Annotated in this window: 17 protein-coding genes and 2 pseudogenes; 9 read left to right on the forward strand and 10 right to left on the reverse strand. The window is 64.0% G+C overall.

Going from position 1 to position 17,218, the window contains the following annotated elements; all coding sequences use genetic code 11:
• Positions 1-56 precede the first annotated feature (56 nt).
• Positions 57-746 (forward strand): lectin, encoded by a 690-nt coding sequence (locus QA640_RS16205; RefSeq protein ID WP_283041603.1) that lies wholly within the window; start codon positions 57-59, stop codon positions 744-746.
• Positions 747-971: 225 nt separating this feature from the next.
• Positions 972-1,679, forward strand: coding sequence for a glutathione S-transferase (locus QA640_RS16210; protein WP_283041604.1), 708 nt, complete (start codon positions 972-974; stop codon positions 1,677-1,679).
• 173 nt (positions 1,680-1,852) lie between these two features.
• On the opposite strand, the gene QA640_RS16215 is transcribed toward QA640_RS16210, so the two are convergent.
• Positions 1,853-2,026, reverse strand: coding sequence for a hypothetical protein (locus tag QA640_RS16215; protein WP_283041605.1), 174 nt, complete (start codon positions 2,024-2,026; stop codon positions 1,853-1,855).
• A gap of 294 nt (positions 2,027-2,320) precedes the next feature.
• Positions 2,321-2,800 carry a hypothetical protein gene (locus QA640_RS16220; protein WP_283041606.1) on the reverse strand — a complete coding sequence of 160 codons (480 nt, stop codon included), beginning with the start codon at positions 2,798-2,800 and terminating at the stop codon, positions 2,321-2,323.
• A 250-nt stretch (positions 2,801-3,050) separates the two neighbouring features.
• On the opposite strand from QA640_RS16220, the gene QA640_RS16225 reads away from it, so the two are divergent.
• The 3 genes and pseudogenes from QA640_RS16225 (at position 3,051) to QA640_RS16235 (ending at position 7,840) form a co-directional block, all read left to right on the forward strand.
• A complete protein-coding gene (locus QA640_RS16225; protein ID WP_283041607.1) occupies positions 3,051-4,706 on the forward strand; it encodes a fumarate hydratase in 1,656 nt (551 codons plus the stop codon).
• Between the two features lie 275 nt (positions 4,707-4,981).
• Positions 4,982-6,826: a DEAD/DEAH box helicase gene (locus QA640_RS16230; protein ID WP_283041608.1), complete on the forward strand. Its 1,845-nt coding sequence runs from the start codon at positions 4,982-4,984 to the stop codon at positions 6,824-6,826.
• A gap of 75 nt (positions 6,827-6,901) precedes the next feature.
• A pseudogene (locus QA640_RS16235) lies at positions 6,902-7,840 on the forward strand (IS630 family transposase).
• A 284-nt stretch (positions 7,841-8,124) separates the two neighbouring features.
• Here QA640_RS16235 and QA640_RS16240 read toward each other — a convergent pair.
• The 5 genes and pseudogenes from QA640_RS16240 to QA640_RS16260 form a co-directional block, all read right to left on the reverse strand.
• Positions 8,125-8,421: a hypothetical protein gene (locus QA640_RS16240; RefSeq protein WP_283041609.1), complete on the reverse strand. Its 297-nt coding sequence runs from the start codon at positions 8,419-8,421 to the stop codon at positions 8,125-8,127.
• A gap of 105 nt (positions 8,422-8,526) precedes the next feature.
• Complete coding sequence (locus QA640_RS16245) at positions 8,527-9,081, reverse strand: septation protein IspZ (protein ID WP_283041610.1); 555 nt, start codon at positions 9,079-9,081, stop codon at positions 8,527-8,529.
• Between the two features lie 15 nt (positions 9,082-9,096).
• Positions 9,097-9,666, reverse strand: a complete 570-nt coding sequence (locus tag QA640_RS16250) for a hypothetical protein (RefSeq protein WP_283041611.1) — start codon at positions 9,664-9,666, stop codon at positions 9,097-9,099.
• A 76-nt stretch (positions 9,667-9,742) separates the two neighbouring features.
• The gene (locus QA640_RS16255; RefSeq protein ID WP_283041612.1) at positions 9,743-10,225 is read right to left on the reverse strand and encodes an MAPEG family protein; all 483 of its coding nucleotides are present in this window, start codon (positions 10,223-10,225) and stop codon (positions 9,743-9,745) included.
• Positions 10,226-10,396: 171 nt separating this feature from the next.
• Positions 10,397-11,781 (reverse strand): annotated as a pseudogene (locus QA640_RS16260) (carotenoid oxygenase family protein).
• Between the two features lie 118 nt (positions 11,782-11,899).
• On the opposite strand from QA640_RS16260, the gene QA640_RS16265 reads away from it, so the two are divergent.
• Positions 11,900-12,634, forward strand: coding sequence for a TetR/AcrR family transcriptional regulator (locus tag QA640_RS16265; RefSeq protein WP_283041613.1), 735 nt, complete (start codon positions 11,900-11,902; stop codon positions 12,632-12,634).
• Positions 12,635-12,897: 263 nt separating this feature from the next.
• Positions 12,898-13,467, forward strand: a complete 570-nt coding sequence (locus QA640_RS16270; RefSeq protein WP_283041614.1) for an SET domain-containing protein — start codon at positions 12,898-12,900, stop codon at positions 13,465-13,467.
• A 136-nt stretch (positions 13,468-13,603) separates the two neighbouring features.
• On the opposite strand, the gene QA640_RS16275 is transcribed toward QA640_RS16270, so the two are convergent.
• Together QA640_RS16275 and QA640_RS16280 are read right to left on the reverse strand one after the other, a co-directional pair.
• Complete coding sequence (locus QA640_RS16275; protein WP_283041615.1) at positions 13,604-14,002, reverse strand: hypothetical protein; 399 nt, start codon at positions 14,000-14,002, stop codon at positions 13,604-13,606.
• Between the two features lie 34 nt (positions 14,003-14,036).
• Positions 14,037-14,267: a hypothetical protein gene (locus tag QA640_RS16280; protein WP_283041616.1), complete on the reverse strand. Its 231-nt coding sequence runs from the start codon at positions 14,265-14,267 to the stop codon at positions 14,037-14,039.
• 101 nt (positions 14,268-14,368) lie between these two features.
• Between QA640_RS16280 and QA640_RS16285 the strand changes: the two genes are divergently transcribed.
• Both QA640_RS16285 and QA640_RS16290 read left to right on the forward strand, forming a co-directional pair.
• Entirely contained in the window at positions 14,369-15,190 is an 822-nt protein-coding gene (locus tag QA640_RS16285; protein ID WP_283041617.1) for a helix-turn-helix transcriptional regulator, read from the forward strand.
• Between the two features lie 83 nt (positions 15,191-15,273).
• Entirely contained in the window at positions 15,274-15,939 is a 666-nt protein-coding gene (locus QA640_RS16290) for a DsbA family oxidoreductase (protein ID WP_283042808.1), read from the forward strand.
• Positions 15,940-15,944: 5 nt separating this feature from the next.
• Here QA640_RS16290 and QA640_RS16295 read toward each other — a convergent pair whose 3' ends face one another.
• Positions 15,945-17,135 carry a GNAT family N-acetyltransferase gene (locus QA640_RS16295; protein ID WP_283041618.1) on the reverse strand — a complete coding sequence of 397 codons (1,191 nt, stop codon included), beginning with the start codon at positions 17,133-17,135 and terminating at the stop codon, positions 15,945-15,947.
• Positions 17,136-17,218 lie beyond the last annotated feature (83 nt).

Here is a 17,218-nt window from a genome sequence, read left to right on the forward strand (position 1 = left end):
GTGCCTTGGGTTCGAGTCAGGCGGCGGCCCAAATACGATCCTAACCGGAGGAAACGATGACCCGTTTCGAAAGACCGACGACATCCCCAGGCCTCGCGTTCGCCGTGGCTGCGCTCGCCTTGCTCGCGGCGCCGCCTGCGCAGGCGCAATCGGCCGACATGACCTTCTTCGTCACCTCCAACGGGCCCGGCAAGGGCGCCGATCTCGGTGGCCTCGATGGTGCCGATGCGCAATGCCAGAAGCTCGCCCAGTCCGCCGGCGCCGGTACCAAGACCTGGCACGCGTATCTTTCGACACAGGCCGCCGACGGCAAGCCGGCCGTCAATGCGCGCGACCGCATCGGAAAGGGGCCGTGGCAGAATGCGAAGGGTGCCGTCATCGCAAAGGACGTTGCCGACCTGCATAGCCCGACCAACAATCTCACCAAGCAGACTGCTCTGAATGAGAAGGGCGAGGGGATCAACGGTATTGGCGACCAGCCGAACCGGCATGACGTCCTCACGGGATCGCAACCTGATGGCACCGCCTTTCCCGGTCCGGATGACCGCACCTGCAAGAACTGGACGTCGAGCACGCAAGGGGCCGCGATGGTCGGCCATCTCGATCGTCGGGGCCTGCGCGACGACGAGGCCTCGAAATCGTGGAATAGCTCGCATCTGTCGCGCGGGTCCGACGGTGGCTGCTCGCAAGCCGACCTGAAGAGCACCGGCGGCGACGGGCTGCTCTACTGTTTCGCGGCGAACTGAGGCCGGCTCTCTCGCCCGTCATTGCGAGGAGCCACCCGGTCCCGCCTTCGGCGGGCCGGATGACAGGCTCCGCGACGAAGCAATCCAGATCCGTTCCGCGATGACAGTCTGGATTGCTTCGCTTCGCTCGCAAATGACGGGAATGCGGTGGCAGGGTTTCGTCTCGCCAACGACGGAACTGGCATCGCGTGCTAGACTTGTCCCGGATTCTCACGGGACTCCTTCATGAAATACGAGCTTTATTACTGGCCCGAAATCCAGGGCCGCGGCGAATATGTGCGCCTGGCGCTGGAGGAGGCGGGGGCGACCTATGTCGACGTGGCGCGCGGGCCCCGCGGCACGGCTGCGATGATGAAGCTGATGGATGCGCATGGCGGCACGCCGCCCTTTGCGCCGCCGTTCCTGAAAGCCGGCAAGCTCGTCATCGGCCAGACCGCCAACATCCTGCTTTATCTAGGTAGCCGCCACGGCCTTGCTCCGAAGACCGAAGCAGGCAGATTGTGGGTGCACCAGCTCCAGCTGACGATCGCCGATTTCGTGCTGGAGATCCACGATACCCATCATCCGCTCGGGCCGTCGCTCTACTACGAGGACGCACGGCCGGCTGCGAAGAAGCGCACGGCCGAGTTCTGGAAGGAGCGCGTGCCAAAATATCTCGGCTATTTCGAACAGCTTCTCGATGCCAATGGCGGCGTCTATGTCACCAGCCGCAGGCTGACCTACGCCGATTTGTCGCTGTTCCAGATCGTCGACGGCCTGCGCTATGCGTTTCCAAAGCGCATGCGCGCGTTCGAGAAGGAGATCCCCGGCCTCGTCGCGCTGCGCGACCGCGTCGCGGCGCGGCCGAACATCAAGGCCTATCTCGCAAGTGAGCGCCGCATTCCCTTCAACGAGCAGGGCATCTTCCGTCGCTACAAGGAGCTCGACGCCTAAAGCTACCACGCCAATCGAGCGTGCCAGCGCCCGCAAACAGCAGCGAGCCCATCGCGACGACGACAATCGAGTTCTGCAAGAGCAGTCTTGCGATCATGCGCGTTTCCGTTGCAGTTCGCACATGATGCTAGAGCCGCTATCTGGCAAAGATGCGGCTTTAAGGCGAGCGAGAGTTAGGCGTACTGATCGATCCGCGTGCCCTGGCCCGGCGGCAGCGGCGGAGCCGGCGGCGGCTGATAGCTGGAATCGGAATCGTTGGCCTGGGTCTGGTCGTCCTGTTGCTTGGTCGTGTCGTAGTTCGGCACCACGATCGCGATCGGGGGCGGCGTAACGCTGGAAACACTCATCCGCAAATCCTCACAGATTGAAACACGCGAGCATGATCCGCGGGAGCCGAAGCTTCCGTGAAGCGGATCGTTAAAATGCGAGGGATTTTCGTGCGCGCGGCTCATGACGGTGGCTTTTGTCACCGCAATTGAGAGCGCGTCAGCAAGAGACCGCTCTCTCCCCGTCATTGCGAGCGCAGCGAAGCAATCCAGAATCCCACCGCGGCTGCAGTCTGGATTGCTTCGCTTCGCTCGCAATGACGGAGTTTGTGGAGCCGGCGTTGTGACTAAGCAAGCAGAAGACTACGCCTCCGCCTATTCTTCCTTCGGCCGCGTGATCGCGATCGAGGCTTCGGTCCTGGTGCGCGTGCACTCCATGTTCAGCCGCTTGTAGCGCATCGTCACCTTGTCGCCGCGCAAAATGCCCATGCGCTTCAGGCAGCGCGTCGCACCGGTCGTGGTGTCGTCCTTCGGCAGCGTGAAGATGATCGCCGCCGCCGAGGCGACCAGATCATAGAACTGCGGCGTCGGCCGGCGGTCGCCCTTGGCGTAGAGCTCGTTGGAATAGGTCTGACCCTGGGCGCGACAGCCGAGCGACAATTCCTTCGCCGCCGGCTGGGTGAGGTAGATGATATTGGCGGCCTTGAAGTTGACCTTCAGCCCGTCGATGCCGCTCGCGAGCTGCTTTGCAATGTCGTCGCATTGGTCCGCACGGGCAGGGGAGGCGAGGACGGCAAGGCCGGTAATTGCGGCGGCAAGCAGGGTGGCGCCACGGACGTTCAAGTTCAATGTCATGATGAAAAGCCCCTTCGGGCGGGCATTCAACAGTCGGCGGGACCGAAGCGCAAGGGGTGCAACCCGGCATTGTCGTGCGGGGGCGCTGAACGTGACCGCCGCACGATGGCGTCTGGAACGACCGAGGCCAGGACAGCGAATCGGGATGGCCGGACGGCTCAGAGCTCCCTTCCTTTTGCGCCGAAAATGCGCTTAGAACGCCTCTATGCCAGGGGCCTGCAAGAGAGCCCCAGAACCCGAGATCCACCTCATGAACGCTCCCACCGCCTTTCCCGATCAGTCCCAGCCCGTCCCGCCCTACAAGCACACCCCGCTGTTTCCGCTGGGCAAGGATGAGACACCCTACAAGAAGATTTCCAGCGAGGGCGTGCGGGTCGAAAAGGTTCTGGGCAAGGACATGCTGGTGGTGTCGCGGGAGGCGCTGCGGGCGCTTTCGGAGGCTGCCTTCGGCGAGATCAACCACTATCTGCGGCCGGGGCATCTGAAGCAGCTCCGCGCGATCCTGGAGGACGGTGAGGCCAGCCCGAACGACAAGTTCGTCGCGCTCGACTTCCTGAAGAATGCCAACATCGCGGCCGGCGGCGTGCTGCCGATGTGCCAGGACACCGGCACCGCGATCATCATGGGCAAGAAAGGCTGCAACGTCATCACCGACGGCGAGGACGAGGCGGCGTTGTCGGAAGGCGCGCGCGACGCTTACCTGCGCCGCAACCTGCGCTACTCGCAGGTCGCACCGCTGTCGATGTATGAGGAGAAGAACACCGCCAACAACATGCCGGCGCAGTGCGAGATCTATGCCGAGGGTGACGACGCCTACAAGTTCATGTTCATGGCGAAGGGCGGCGGAAGCGCCAACAAGAGCTTCCTGTTCCAGGCAACCCCCTCGGTGCTGACCAAGGACCGGCTGCTTGCTTTCCTGAAGGAGAAGGTGCTGACGCTCGGCACCGCCGCGTGCCCGCCCTATCACCTCGCGATCGTGATCGGCGGCACCTCGGCTGAGCTCTGCATGAAGACGGTAAAGCTCGCCTCCGCCCGCTATCTCGACGCGCTGCCGACGCACGGCTCGCCCGACGGCAACGCATTCCGCGACGTCGAGATGGAGCAGGAAATCCACAAGATGACGCAGTCGCTCGGCGTCGGCGCGCAGTTCGGCGGCAAGTATTTCTGCCACGACGTGCGCGTGATCCGCATGCCGCGCCATGGCGCTTCGCTGCCGATCGGGTTAGGGGTGTCCTGCTCGGCCGACCGCCAAGTGCTCGGCAAGATCACCAGGGACGGCATCTATCTCGAGGAGCTCGAGCATAACCCCGCGCAATATCTGCCGCAGGTCGAGCAGACACTCGGCGGCGAGGTCGTCAAGATCGACCTCAACCAGCCGATGAAGGACATCCTCGCGACGTTGTCGAAGCATCCGATCAAGACGCGGGTGTCGATGACCGGCACCATGATCGTGGCGCGCGACTCTGCGCACGCCAAGCTGCGCGCGCGGCTCGAGAAGGGCGAGCCACTGCCGGATTATTTCAAGAACCATCCGGTCTACTACGCGGGTCCTGCGAAAACGCCCGAGGGCTACGCCTCCGGTGCGTTCGGCCCGACCACGGCGGGCCGCATGGATTCCTTCGTCGACCAGTTCCAGGCCGCAGGCGGCTCGATGGTGATGGTCGCCAAGGGCAACCGCGCGCCGGCCGTGCGCGAGGCCTGCAAGAAATACGGCGGCTTCTATCTCGGCTCGATCGGCGGTGCCGCGGCGAACCTCGCCGAGCACTGCATCAAGAAGGTCGAGGTGCTCGAATATCCCGAGCTCGGCATGGAAGCGATCTGGCGCATCGAAGTGGTCGATTTCCCGGCGTTCATCATCATCGATGACAAGGGCAACGACTTCTTCAAGGAGTTGAATCTGGGCTAGAGCATGATCCGGACCCGCAGGGCCGCGTTCGCGCAAAGTGTGCAGCGGTTTGCCCTCGCGACAAACGCGGAAGGCGTTTGCGAAGGAGATCATGCTCAAACAACAACCTAAAGCGCGATGACGATTCATCTCAATCTCATTGCGCTTTGGGTCCTCGGAAGAGTTCGCAACGGATACAAGTCGCCGCGCGTGCGGCCGCGCCGTCGGCCGGACTGCCGGCTTCGAGTCGTTCGGCCGGACCATCGCTGCCTGAACCAACCAAGGCTATTCATCTCGTGTCATTCCCGACCACAAGTCCGCCGCTCGCTCGCGCTCTCGCCGAGCGCAACTATGAAAGGCCGACCCCTGTTCAGATCGCCGTGCTTGCGGACGAAGCTGTTGACCGCGACCTTCTCGTTTCGGCCCAGACCGGCTCCGGCAAGACCGTTGCTTACGGGCTCGCCATTGCAAAGAATCTGCTCGGCAGCTTGGAGCGCCTCGAGCGGGCTGCCGCACCGCTTGCCTTGATCGTCGCGCCAACCCGTGAGCTCGCCTTGCAGGTCCATCGCGAGCTCGCATGGCTCTATCAACATGCCGAGGGGCGCGTCGTCTCCTGTGTCGGCGGCATGGATCCGCGCCGCGAACAGCGCGAGCTTGCGGCCGGCGCCCACATCGTGGTCGGGACGCCCGGCCGATTGAGCGATCACTTGCGGCGCGGCCATCTCGACATCTCGGAATTGAAGACCGTCGTTCTCGACGAGGCCGATGAGATGCTCAATCTCGGTTTTCGCGAGGACATGGAATTCATCCTCGAGACCACGCCGGACACGCGCCGCACGTTGCTGTTTTCGGCGACCTTTCCGCGTGGCATCGTTGCGCTGGCAAAGCAGTATCAGCAACAGGCGTTTCGGATCGAGGTCGCCGGCGACGAAGGCGGTCATGCCGATATCGAGTACCGCGCCATCCGGATCGCTCCTGGCGACGTCGAGCACGCGGTCGTCAACGTCTTGCGCTTTTTCGAGTCGCCGAGCGCACTGGTGTTTTGCAACACGAGAGATGCTGTCAGGCATTTGCAGGCGGCGCTGCTCGAGCGCGGTTTTTCCGTGGTCGCGCTCTCCGGCGAGTTGACGCAGAACGAGCGAACCCAGGCTCTGCAGGCGTTGCGGGATGGACGTTCCCGCGTCTGCGTGGCGACCGACGTGGCGGCGCGCGGCATCGATCTGCCGAGCCTCGACCTCGTCGTTCATGCGGATCTGCCGAATGACGCGGAGGTCATGCAGCATCGCTCGGGTCGCACCGGCCGTGCGGGCCGGAAGGGTGTCAGCGTCCTGCTGGTGCCACCCGCACGACGACGGCGTGCGGAACTGCTGCTGAATCTGTCCGGCACCGACGCTGTCTGGGGTACAGCTCCGCAGGCGGATGAGATCCGCAAGCTCGATCATGAACGCATGCTGAAGGATGCGGTGTTCACCGAGGAGGCGACCTCCGACGATCTGGTCCTGGCGCGGGCGTTGCTCGCCGAGCGGTCGCCTGAGGATATCGCCGTGGCGCTCGCGCGTCTGTACCGCGCGCGGCTTCCTTCGCCCGAAGACATTCTCGATCTCGGTGAGGCTAGCGGGCGGCCACGCGACGGGCGCGGTCGAGACAACGCGAGAACCTCGCGCGGCGATGACCGCCCCGCCGGACCCCGATCGAAGCCGGGAAAGTCATTGTCGCGTCACGGCATGGCGGAGGCCAGCGTATGGTTCTGCGCCGCTATCGGACGAAGAAAGAACGCGGAGGCACGCTGGCTCTTACCGATGATTTGCCGTCGCGGCGGCATCGACAACCGTGACATCGGCGCCATCCGGATTATGGACACCACCACCGAGTTCGAGATTTCCGAGCGGGTCGCGGAATCCTTCGCCGTCAAGATCCGGCGTCCGAACAAGGAGGACAGCATACGCATCGAGCCGATGGCTGATGCTCTCCAGGGCCAGACGCCCTCGGACAAGCGCACACACGCGCCCCGGCGCGAGGCGAGCGATAACAATCACAGTGCGCCTCGCAGCGACTATTCCGGTGATGCGACAACCGGTAAGCAACGGGGCAAGCCGCACGGCGACAGCGGGTCGAAATTCGCTAAAGCGGGATGGGATTAGTCTGAGTCGATTTGGGATTCCCAAATCAGTCCGCGTCTGATTCACCATGCTGGCTGGGCAGGAGGCCAGCATGGGATGGGCAAGCCGTATTCTCTGGATCTTCGCAAGCGTGTAGTGGCGGCAATTGAGAGCGGGATGTCCCGCAATCAGGCCGCCAAGCAGTTTGGAGTGGCGATCAGCACGGCCATCGGTTGGATGAAGCGGGTCGATGAGACCGGCAGCGTCGAGCCTGGCCAGATCGGCGGCTACAAGCCGAAGGCAATTTCGGGCGAGCACGCGGTCTGGCTGTCACAACGGATCAAGGACGGCGATTTCACGATACGCGGTCTCGTTGCCGAGCTTGCCGACCGTGGCCTGAAGGTCGACTACCACTCGGTGTGGGACTTCGTGCATGCCGAGAAGCTCAGCTTCAAAAAAAAGCGTGGCGGCTGGCGAACGCGATCGTCCCGACGTGGCGCGGCGGCGAGCCCAGTGGGCAAAGTATCAAGGTCGCGTCGAAGCTGAACGGCTGGTCTTCATCGACGAGACCTGGACCCGGACCGATATGGCGCCCTTGCGGGGATGGGCGCCGCGCGGGAGCAGACTTCACGCCAAGGTCCCCCACGGCCGCTGGAAGACCATGACCTTCCTGGCGGCCCTGCGCCATGACCGGATCGATGCGCCATGGTTCATCGAGGGGCCGATCGATGGCGTGAGCTTCCGCACCTATGTCGAGAAGGTCCTCCTGCCGCCCTTCAGCCCGGTGACATCGTCGTCTTGGATAACCTCGGCAGCCACAGGAGCAAAGCGGTTCGCCAGCTCATCCGCTCGGTCGGCGCCAAACTCTTCTTCCTGCCAAAATACTCGCCCGACCTGAACCCGATCGAACAGGTCTTTGCCAAGCTTAAGCACTTGCTCCGTAAAGCTGCCGCGCGAACCGTCGAGGCCGTCTGCACCGCAATCGGCCACGCACTGGATGCCTTCACCTCAGAGGAATGCGCCAACTACCTCAAAAATTCAGGCTATCGAACTTAATCTCATCAGGCTCTAGCGAGCCGGAACTCGGGAAGAAAAAGAAGCACCGGAACAAGCTCGGCCACGCCGGCCAACCGCACCAGGCAAGCGCATGGCATGCGAAGGGCGCACGCGGAAAGAAGTCAAGGAAAGATCGTCGCGGCTGATCTGTTGCCGAACAGAGGCTAGCGCGGCTCGCGCGCTCCACCGCGGTTCTTGGTCAGCTGCATCGCGCTCCGTTGCTGCTGCGCCGGACAGACCGTCGCAGCGAGGAAGCGGAGAGCATGCATGGGTGAAGAGAGCGGTTAGGCCCGCGTGCCGGTGAAGGGAAAGTTGCCCATCGGGCCGATGCCCATCTCACCGCTCATGCTGTTGCCGGAGACCGTCCCGATGAATTCGAGCGTCAGCGGCATCGGGTTGGTGATCGAAACCTTCCAGTTGACGGAATCGCCGCTGACCGCGCCGTCGAAGATCTCGGCGGTGTTGCCTTCCGCGCCCTGCGTGCCCGTGAGCGTGCCGCCCGAGCTCGTCAGGCTCAGCGTCGCCTGGCGCTCACCCATTGGCGTCGTCATGGTCAGATTCCAGTTGCCGTCCACAGCCATTCCCGTCTCCCTAAGCTGTCGCGATGAGCCCGCGTTGCGCGTTCCGTCCAGAGTTGAGCGTATAGCCCAACTCAAAGCCGCTGCCTAACGCTCTCTTCGCCGCATTCAGGCGCGGGCGGCGGCGCGCAGGCGCCCGGTGATGACGATGCGGAAGATCACGTATTGGATGGCGAAGGCCGCGACCTTGGCGCCGACCGCGACGACCGAGACGTAGAACGCCCACAGTTTGAGATCGCCGGTCGCAGCAACCGCGATGGTGCCGGCGCCGAGCGCGAACATCAGCGCGGCCCAGGCGTAGCCTGCGGCGGTGACATATTCCGGAATGACGCCGGTCACGCGTGCCGGCATGTAGCGCAGCATCCAGCCGCGCTTGAGCATGATCGCGCCGATCGCGAAATGGGCGATCGAGGGTTTTGCCAGCACGAAACGCGGATCCTGGGTGAGAATGGTGACGCTCCCCAGCACGATGACCAGTGCGAGCGAGGCATAGGTCATGTAGCCGAGCGAGTTGCCCTTGACGCGGGCATAGATCACCTGCGCGATCGCTCCCGCAATCGCCAACGACGTTGCCAGGATGATGTTGTCGGTTGCGAGATAGATGACCAGGAAGACGATGATCGAGAGGAAATCGGAGGCGAGGCGGGCGAATACGTCCTTCATCGTCGGTCCTGTCGGTTAGGAGTTGGGCAGCACGGCGGGCGAGCCGTACTTGATCCTGCGGTGCTTAGGATACCATTTCGTGAAATAAAGTGCGCTGTTGCGGGCGGCGATCGCCACGGCAAGACTCGACCAGATCGGCAGGCCGGGCACGTAGAGCAGCACGATGTTGGAGACCATCATCAACAGCGCGGCCGCGGTCCAAGCGGCGGTGATCGTGTAGTTGGCGCGCAGGAAGCCCGGCATCGCCGCCGTCTCGGCGGGGACTTCTTCGAGGGCATATTGCAGCGTGAAGGGGCGGCGGAGCAGCATCGAGCCGAGCGAGATGATGAAGATGCCGGCATCGACCGAGACCTTCACCGGCAGCGCGCTCAGCGTGGGATCGACGAGCGTGAGATAGACGCCGATGCCGGCGAACAGGATCGCCGATCCGGCGGCGAGGATCTTCACCGAGCGGCCGCGCCCCACATCGATCGCGATGGTGACAAGGCATATCGCGGAGGCCGTGATCACGCTGACCTTTGCCGATGCCAGGAACATCAGGAAGCCAAAGGCGCCGTAGGGGGCAAGGATCAGGAAGAGTGTCATGAGCCGCCTCGATCGAGCCGATCTTTACAGTGTAAAGATGAATAATTCAGACCAAGGGCGGGGTCAAGCGAAATCTTTACAGTGTCAAAATGATGTGAATGACTTGTAAAAAATGAATTGCTGCAATGGCTTGCGATGATATCTTTTCGGCGAAATCGCCCAGCGGCAGCCGCGACAGGATCGTCAGCGCGCATGCGATCAACAGGCCGATGGTGATGAAAATGCCGCCGACGCGACCGATCTGAAACCGTAGCGAGTTCGGCGCGGCGTACATGCCGATCGGATGCAGCAACCGCGACAGCACGAGTGCGCCCATGAAGAAGTGAATGCGCAGTGCGGAGGCGCCCGACATCTCGATCAGGGCCACCATCAGCGTGATGATCGGCACATATTCCATGAAGTTGCCATGGGCGCGGATTGCGTTGCGCAAGCTCATGTTGCCGCCATCGCTGAAGGCGGCCTTGTTGCTCCGCCTCAGCCCGACCACTTGCAGCGCGAGGACGGCGTAGATCAGGGCGAGGATGGCGAGATAGAACGCGGTGATGGCCGGCATGTGCATGTGAGGTTCCTCGGCGAGATTCTCGGCAGCTTCGAAGCGCAGTGTCCTTCCGGGGCGCGCCACCTGGCGCGAGCCCGGAATCCTTCACGCGGCGCGCGGTAACATGATTCTCAGATGCGCAATTGCGCATCATAGCTCGTCGCTTCGCTCCGCCCCGAATAACGGAAGGTCTTACGCCGCACCCACCCAGTTGCCATGAAAACCGTCGGGCACCCGGTGACCGAGCTGAACGAGCGCGACGGGGCCGGCCTCGATATCAGTGGCGTTGAACACGGCGAGATCGCTGCGGTTCTCGCGGGCGCGCCAGACCACTGCGAGCAGCCAGCCGTCAGCTTCCGCGGCATCCTTGCCTCGCTCGACGAACACCGGTTCTGAAATGCTGTCGCCGGCCGGCAGCAGATATTGGCCGAGGCGATTTCCCGCACCGTTGACGTGCGCGATGCCGGACAGCGCGGTGAACATCGGCAGTTTTGGATTGGCGCAGGCGTACCAGCCGTGGCTGGTCTTCGAACCTGCGCGCCGGTCATCGACGCGCGGGAATTCGCCGGTGAGATCGTCGAGATAAGTCTGCTGGAAGCGGTCGGTATTCCCGGTGAGATCGAAGGTCCAGCGGCAATGCCGCGCGAACGATTTCTCGGGGTTCGTCGACCTACCGTCGGGATGCGGAAACAGCGGCGCCTCCTCGAACTGCATGACGTCGGCGATGATGCGGTTGCCGTCTTCCCAGGCGTTCATGACGTGGAAGACGTAGCAGGCTTCAGCGCGGAACCAGACGATGTCATCCGGCGAGCCGTTGCGCTTCATCACGCCGACATAGGCACCTTTCTCAGGCTCCCAGGCGTAGGGCGGCTGGCCCTTCATCGCACGCTCCATGCTGCCGGTGATGGGCAGGATCGGAAACAGCACGTGGTTCTCGGTGACGATGAAGTCGTGCACCATGCTGGCATAGGGCGCCTCGAAACGCGTAAAGCGCGTCGCCTTGCCGCTAGCGTCGATCGCGCCGTAGGACAGGGTGGCGTGAGCGGGCCGCTCGCATTGTAGCCGAAGAACACCATCTCGCCGGTCACGGGATCGATCTTCGGATGTGCATTGAAGGGCCCCGCGACGCGGCCCTGGTAGTTGCAGTAGCCACGCGTGGCGAGCGTGTCCGGCTCGATCTCGGTCGGCAGATGGCCTTCCTCGAGTGCGAGCAGCTTGCCGGCGTGGAAGATGACGTTGGTGTTGGCGACGCCGCCGTCGGTCGCGCTTGCTGGCGCATCAGGCAGCTTGCGGCCGAAGCCGCCGAACAGCGCGCGGCCGGCATCGTGCTCGGCCTGCCATTTCGGCGTGCGGACCCAGCGGTTGCGATAGCTCGCGCGGCCGTTCTCGAGACGGAAGGCGTGCAGCATGCCGTCGCCGACGAACCAGTGTGCGCCGGGAGATTCGAACTGCGGATTGGGGCCGTTGCGATAGAGGGTGCCGTTGAGTTCGCGGGGCAATTCGCCGACGATCTTCAGGAACGGCGCGTCGGCTTCGAACGGGATCGGCGCGCGATTGGCCGGCACCTGGCTGAACATGTCCTGCTGCACTGCGGATACTCCCGATCTTTACATCGTAAAGATAGACTATTGTTGCTTCAAGCTTCGGTCAAGCGAAATCTTTACACTGTCAAAATCGCGTCATATAACCCCACTCATGGCCAAGACCGAAACAATCCGCCGCACTCGCCCCGGAAAATCGCCGTCATCCGCCGCGAGGAAGCGGTCGCGCCGTGCCGCGAGTGCAAAGGCCGAGACGCCCTATCACCACGGGGCGCTGCGCGAGGCGCTGCTGAAGGCGGCGGAAAGCGTGCTGGAGCGCGAGGGGCTCGCCGGCCTGACGCTGCGTGCGGTGGCGCGCGAGGCTGGTGTGTCGCATGCCGCGCCGACCCATCATTTCGGCGATCTCACCGGTCTCGTCAGCGAACTCGCTGCGGTCGGCTTCCGCCAGTTCAATGCGGCGATGGCCTCGGCCTGCGATGCCGCGACGACCCCACTCGAGCGGGCGCTGGCGCGACCCAAGGCCTATGTCGCCTATGCGCAGGCCCATCCCGGCATGTACGGCATCATGTTCCGCACCGAGCGGCTCGATTATTCCAGGCCCTCGCTGCACGAAGCCGCGGAGGCCTCCTTCGCGGGGCTCGCCAACGCCATCGGCGCGATGCGGCAGGAGCAGATCAGCCGCGATACCATGACGCTTGACCAGGCTGCCGCGATCGCGCGCGCCTGGTCGATGGTGCACGGCTTCACCATGCTGCTGCTCGACGGCCGCCTCGTGGACATTCTGGAGCGGCTGCCCAAAGGCACCACGGCCGAACTGCTTCTGGAGGCCATCCTGAAGTCGACGGTGACGGGGAAGCAGCCTATCGAGAGTGGCGCCGCCAAGCCCTGACGCGTCGCGAGCTCGGTCTGCCTTCGAGCCGCACTGAACCCGCGCGCATATTGGTCGGCAGTGTCGCGTGCGAACTCGCTGGCCGGCCTCGCCGGGACAGACCTGCGTCCTACGTCGGAACTCGCTCAAAATCGGGCGCGTTCGTTGTGGGGAAGGTTCAAACGGGGGTGGGAAACACCTGACAGGAGCGCGGAATCGTTCTAGAAGAGCGCCTTCGCCTGCTGGGCAGGCCCTTCGTTCGTGTTTGTCGTATCCGTCTGATCATGCCAGCCATCTCTTCGAACAAGCCCTATCGCGTCGGCCGCTCCAAGACCGGACTCGGCCTCTTCGCCACCAAACCGATCAAGAAGGGTACCCGGATCATCCGCTATTTCGGACCGATCCTGGACTCGCGGATTCCCGAGCAGGACGACATCGAGAACAAATATCTGTTTGAGCTCAACGGCCGCTGGACCATCGACGGCTCGGTGCGCAAGAACGTCGCCCGCTACATCAACCATTCCTGCCGGCCGAATGCGGAATCCGACGTGCGCCCGCGCGAGCGCAAGGTCTTCATCCGGGCGATCAAGAACATCGAGCCCGGTGACGAGATCAACTACGACTACGGCACCGACTACTTCAAAGCCTATCTGAAGCCGATCGGCTGCAAGTGCCAATCTTGTGAGAAGAAACGCAAGAAGCTCCGCGCCGAGGCGCGGGTCGAGCGGGCCAAGGTGAAGGCGCGCGCCGAGCGCAAGGCGCAGAAGGCGGGTGCGAAAACGAAGAAGCTCAACGGCAAGCACGTCAACGGCAAGCACGTCAACGGCAAGTCCAACGGCCGCGCGCGGGCGTAGGCGCCAATCTCCGCGGTCGTGCCCCGCGCAGGTTGCGGCGTCCAGTACGCCGCGGCTTCTCCGCATACGTCCGCTGCCTCTGGAATACTGGGTCGCCCGGTCGAGCCGGGCGACGACAGCGATTGGTAACGCAACGTCACGCCGTCACAGCGCTCGTGCTCCTCCGCAACCCCACATACTGCAACTCCGCGAACACGCCGGTCGCGATCGCCTGCGCGACAACCATCAGCTCGCCGGCAAGGTTCGGCGACACCGCACCGGAGAACAACAGTGCGATGCTCGCCACCGTCCAGGCGGCGTTGCCGACCACGACGAGGATGACGAGCGCTCTCGGCACCGAGCTGCGCGAGGCGAGCCATCCGACCAGTGCGGCATAGGCGATCAGGAACAGGCCGGTCTCCCGCAGCAGCGCCTCGGGCAGATTGAAGAGGGTTGCGAAGACGCCGGCGCCGAACGTGAGGCCGACGGCCGAGATACCGCTGAAGATCGCGTCGGCGAGCAAGGCGCGGCGCAGGAAGGTGGATGCGAAGATCATGGTCGTTCTCCTTCTGTGGGCTTCGGGGTGAAGATCAGTGCAGGCCGCGCCAGAAGGCGCGAATGATGCGTGCAAGACGGAACGGGCAGAGGCTTTTTCCGACGCTGTGCTCGAACGCCAGCACCTGCGCGACGACGAAGTCGCCGGTCGAATGCACCAGCGGTTCCGGCATGTTCAGGCTGCGCGCGAGCATGCGGGTTGCAAACTTCAGTGACCAGGGCAGCAGGGTGTCGGCAACGGTCCGATAGAGAAGTAGCGCGATCATGGTCATCTCCTGTCGTCTGCGAAGATGAGCTGCCCGGCGGAGCAATTCGATTACCTCCGACGTAATGGAAGGGACGAAATCCGCGTGCTAGGTTTTCGACCATGAACGCACACGCATCCGCGGCGCGAGCCGAGCGCGCCCAGCCCATCCATATCGGCGATCACTTGCGCGAATGGCGGCAGCGCCGCCGCATGAGCCAGCTCGATCTCGCGGGCGAAGCGGAAATCTCGGCGCGGCATTTGAGCTTCGTCGAGACCGGCCGCGCGATGCCTTCGCGCGAGATGGTGCTGAAGCTCGCCGAGCGGCTCGATGTTCCCTTGCGCGAACGCAACGTGCTCTTGGTTTCCGCCGGCTACGCGCCGGCCTTTCCGCAGCGTCCGCTGGAGGATCCCGCCTTGAAGTCAGCCCGCCAGGCGATCGACCTCGTACTTAGGGCGCATGAGCCAAACCCGGCACTCGCCTATGACCGGCACTGGAACCTGGTCTCCGCCAACCGCATGGTGGCGCCGCTGCTCGATGGCATCCCGCAGCGGCTGCTCGGCCAGCCCTTCAACGTGCTGCGGCTCGCGTTCCATCCCGAGGCGCTGGCGCCGCGTACCGTCAACCTCGCTGAATGGTGCGGGCATCTGCTCGAGCGGCTGCACCGGCAATGCGAGGCGACCGCCGATCCTGAATTGATCAAGCTCTACAACGATCTGAAGAGCTATCCGATTCCGGCACGCACCACGCCGCTCTCGGGCGACAGCGTCGCGATCCCCTTCAAGCTGCGCCATGAGGGCGAGATACTAAGTTTCTTCTCCACCACCATGGTGTTCGGCACGCCCGTCGATATCACGCTGTCGGAGCTGGCGCTGGAGACGTTCTTCCCGGCGGATGAGCGCACGGCAGAGCGGCTGAAGCAGATGGCGGCCAAAATGGGCTAGCGCCCTTGCCTCGGGGCGCGTTCAGCTTATCTTCCGGCGGAACCAAAAGTCCGCCGAAGGAGATTGCCATGAGCTCACCTAACATGAGCACGCTGAAGCCACTTCAGATCGACGTGGTCTCCGACGTGGTGTGCCCCTGGTGCTATATCGGCAAGCGCCGGATCGAGAATGCGCTGGCGCTGGTGCCGGACGTGCCGGTCGAGCTCAACTTCCGCCCGTTCTTCCTCAATCCCTGGGTGCCCCGCGAGGGCATCAGCCGCGAGGCGTATCTGACCAAGAAATTCGGCTCGGTCGAGGCCTATAAGGGCATCGCCGGCCGCGTCGTCGCGGCCGCGAGCGAGGAGGGCCTCACCTATCGGCCCGATCTCGTGCAGCGCCAGCCCAACACCATCGACTGCCACCGCCTGATCCACTGGGCGGAGGCTGCCGGCAAGGCGCCTGAGATGAAGCAGCGGCTGATGGAGCTCTATTTCCGCGACGGCGGCGATCTCACCGATGTGAACGTGCTGGTGCAGGCGGCGGCCGATGTCGGGCTCAGTGCGGACGACGTGCGACGACGGCTCGCCTCCGACGAGGACGTCGCCCTGATCTCGGCCCAGGCGCAGGACGCTGCCGAGAAAGGCATTTCGGGCGTGCCGACCTATGTCTTCGCGCAGAAATACGCCGTCTCCGGCGCCCAGGATCCGAACCTGCTCGCCCGCGCCATCCGCCAGGTGTCGGAGGAGATCAACGCGCAGGCAGCGGAGTAGTCGTTCTACTTGCGGAGCAAGTGAAGCGCTGCCCGTGCGGCGTCCAGCGCCGCGGTGCGCGCGACCAGTGCCGCTTTGATCAGCGCCACCACCGGATCATTCCGCCGCAGCGGAATCAGCACATCGCCGATTGCAAAGCGGCCGCGCCAGACCGGATTGATCATCGGGTGGTCGGCGCTTGCCGTGGAATCGGCGCTTGCGATGGCTGGATCGGCACAGAGATGACGGGTCAGGTCGAGCGTGAGCTGCATGCCCGGCGAATATTTCGTAAAACGCTCGTCGATCCCCAGCTTGAAGAAGAAGGCGCGGTCGCGGTGGCGCAGCACGAGGCCGGCGGCAACCGGCGTTGTCCCGGCGCGCAGGTTGATGATCTCGCATTGGCCGGTTTCGGCGAGCGCGGGCGCGGCGCGGCGAATGAAGGTGGCATCGCCTGCGTGCTGGATCAGGGCAGTGCCGCGCTTGCCTTTCCAGCCGCTCGCCTCGAGCTGCAGGAACGCTTCGAGCGCTGCTTTGACCGTGTCAGGCGTGCGAGCGACGTCGAACATGACCGGACCATGCTCTTCGAGCCGGTGCCGCTGGCGCCGAAGCTCCTTGAGCTTCTTCGCCCCAAGTGCCGCGCGCAGCAGCGTATCGCCATCCTGCGTCGCATCGAGACTGGCGCGCATGTACGAGCTCAGCACGCTCGGCTTCAAACCGTTGCTGGTCAAGATCGCAGCCAGCGACCTCATCGCCGCACCATCGAGCGCGACGTCGCGCAGGATCAAGGCGTGGGCGCCGGCTTCCCGCGCCTGATCGAGCAGGCGCGCTGCGGCTTCGCTAGCGGTGTCACGATCAAGCAATGGACTGCACAGCGTGCCGTAGGGATGCGCGCTCGCCAGCGCGGGGAGAGGGATTTTCAAGGCGCGCCATAGCGAGACGACCGGCATCAGCCCGATCAGTTGCGTCGACGTATCGACCGCGCATAGCGCCATTGCGCCGGTGCGGCCCCGGGCGGTCGCGCTGACGGCGAGCTCCCAGGGCGGCAGATAATAGCCGTTCGGCTCGATCGCCCGCGCGCTGAGAGCCTGCCATTGCCTGAGGTCAACTGACACGAGCGGGACGAGCGGTGCGGTATCGGAGAGGTTGCGGGCGCGCGGAGGCGTGGCATCGCTTGCCGATGCGCCCTTGATCGCAGCTCGATGTGCGATATCGACCACGTCCCGCCGTTCCTCGTCGACGCCGGCCGCGCCGAAGCCCGGACCGCGTCAGCTCATGCTTTAGCGCAAAGATTGGAAGATAC

The organism is Bradyrhizobium sp. CB82 (genome assembly GCF_029714405.1).
In the GTDB taxonomy this organism is placed as follows: Bacteria; Pseudomonadota; Alphaproteobacteria; order Rhizobiales; family Xanthobacteraceae; genus Bradyrhizobium.

Bases quoted from the DNA above. Each gene is read 5' to 3' on its own strand.
- QA640_RS16205 (WP_283041603.1), top strand. From the start codon at position 57: ATGACCCGTTTCGAAAGACCGACGACATCCCCAGGCCTCGCGTTCGCC.
- QA640_RS16210 (WP_283041604.1), top strand. From the start codon at position 972: ATGAAATACGAGCTTTATTACTGGCCCGAAATCCAGGGCCGCGGCGAA.
- QA640_RS16215 (WP_283041605.1), bottom strand. From the start codon at position 2,026: ATGAGTGTTTCCAGCGTTACGCCGCCCCCGATCGCGATCGTGGTGCCG.
- QA640_RS16220 (WP_283041606.1), bottom strand. From the start codon at position 2,800: ATGACATTGAACTTGAACGTCCGTGGCGCCACCCTGCTTGCCGCCGCA.
- QA640_RS16225 (WP_283041607.1), top strand. From the start codon at position 3,051: ATGAACGCTCCCACCGCCTTTCCCGATCAGTCCCAGCCCGTCCCGCCC.
- QA640_RS16240 (WP_283041609.1), bottom strand. From the start codon at position 8,421: ATGGCTGTGGACGGCAACTGGAATCTGACCATGACGACGCCAATGGGT.
- QA640_RS16245 (WP_283041610.1), bottom strand. From the start codon at position 9,081: ATGAAGGACGTATTCGCCCGCCTCGCCTCCGATTTCCTCTCGATCATC.
- QA640_RS16250 (WP_283041611.1), bottom strand. From the start codon at position 9,666: ATGACACTCTTCCTGATCCTTGCCCCCTACGGCGCCTTTGGCTTCCTG.
- QA640_RS16255 (WP_283041612.1), bottom strand. From the start codon at position 10,225: ATGCACATGCCGGCCATCACCGCGTTCTATCTCGCCATCCTCGCCCTG.
- QA640_RS16265 (WP_283041613.1), top strand. From the start codon at position 11,900: ATGGCCAAGACCGAAACAATCCGCCGCACTCGCCCCGGAAAATCGCCG.
- QA640_RS16270 (WP_283041614.1), top strand. From the start codon at position 12,898: ATGCCAGCCATCTCTTCGAACAAGCCCTATCGCGTCGGCCGCTCCAAG.
- QA640_RS16275 (WP_283041615.1), bottom strand. From the start codon at position 14,002: ATGATCTTCGCATCCACCTTCCTGCGCCGCGCCTTGCTCGCCGACGCG.
- QA640_RS16280 (WP_283041616.1), bottom strand. From the start codon at position 14,267: ATGATCGCGCTACTTCTCTATCGGACCGTTGCCGACACCCTGCTGCCC.
- QA640_RS16285 (WP_283041617.1), top strand. From the start codon at position 14,369: ATGAACGCACACGCATCCGCGGCGCGAGCCGAGCGCGCCCAGCCCATC.
- QA640_RS16290 (WP_283042808.1), top strand. From the start codon at position 15,274: ATGAGCACGCTGAAGCCACTTCAGATCGACGTGGTCTCCGACGTGGTG.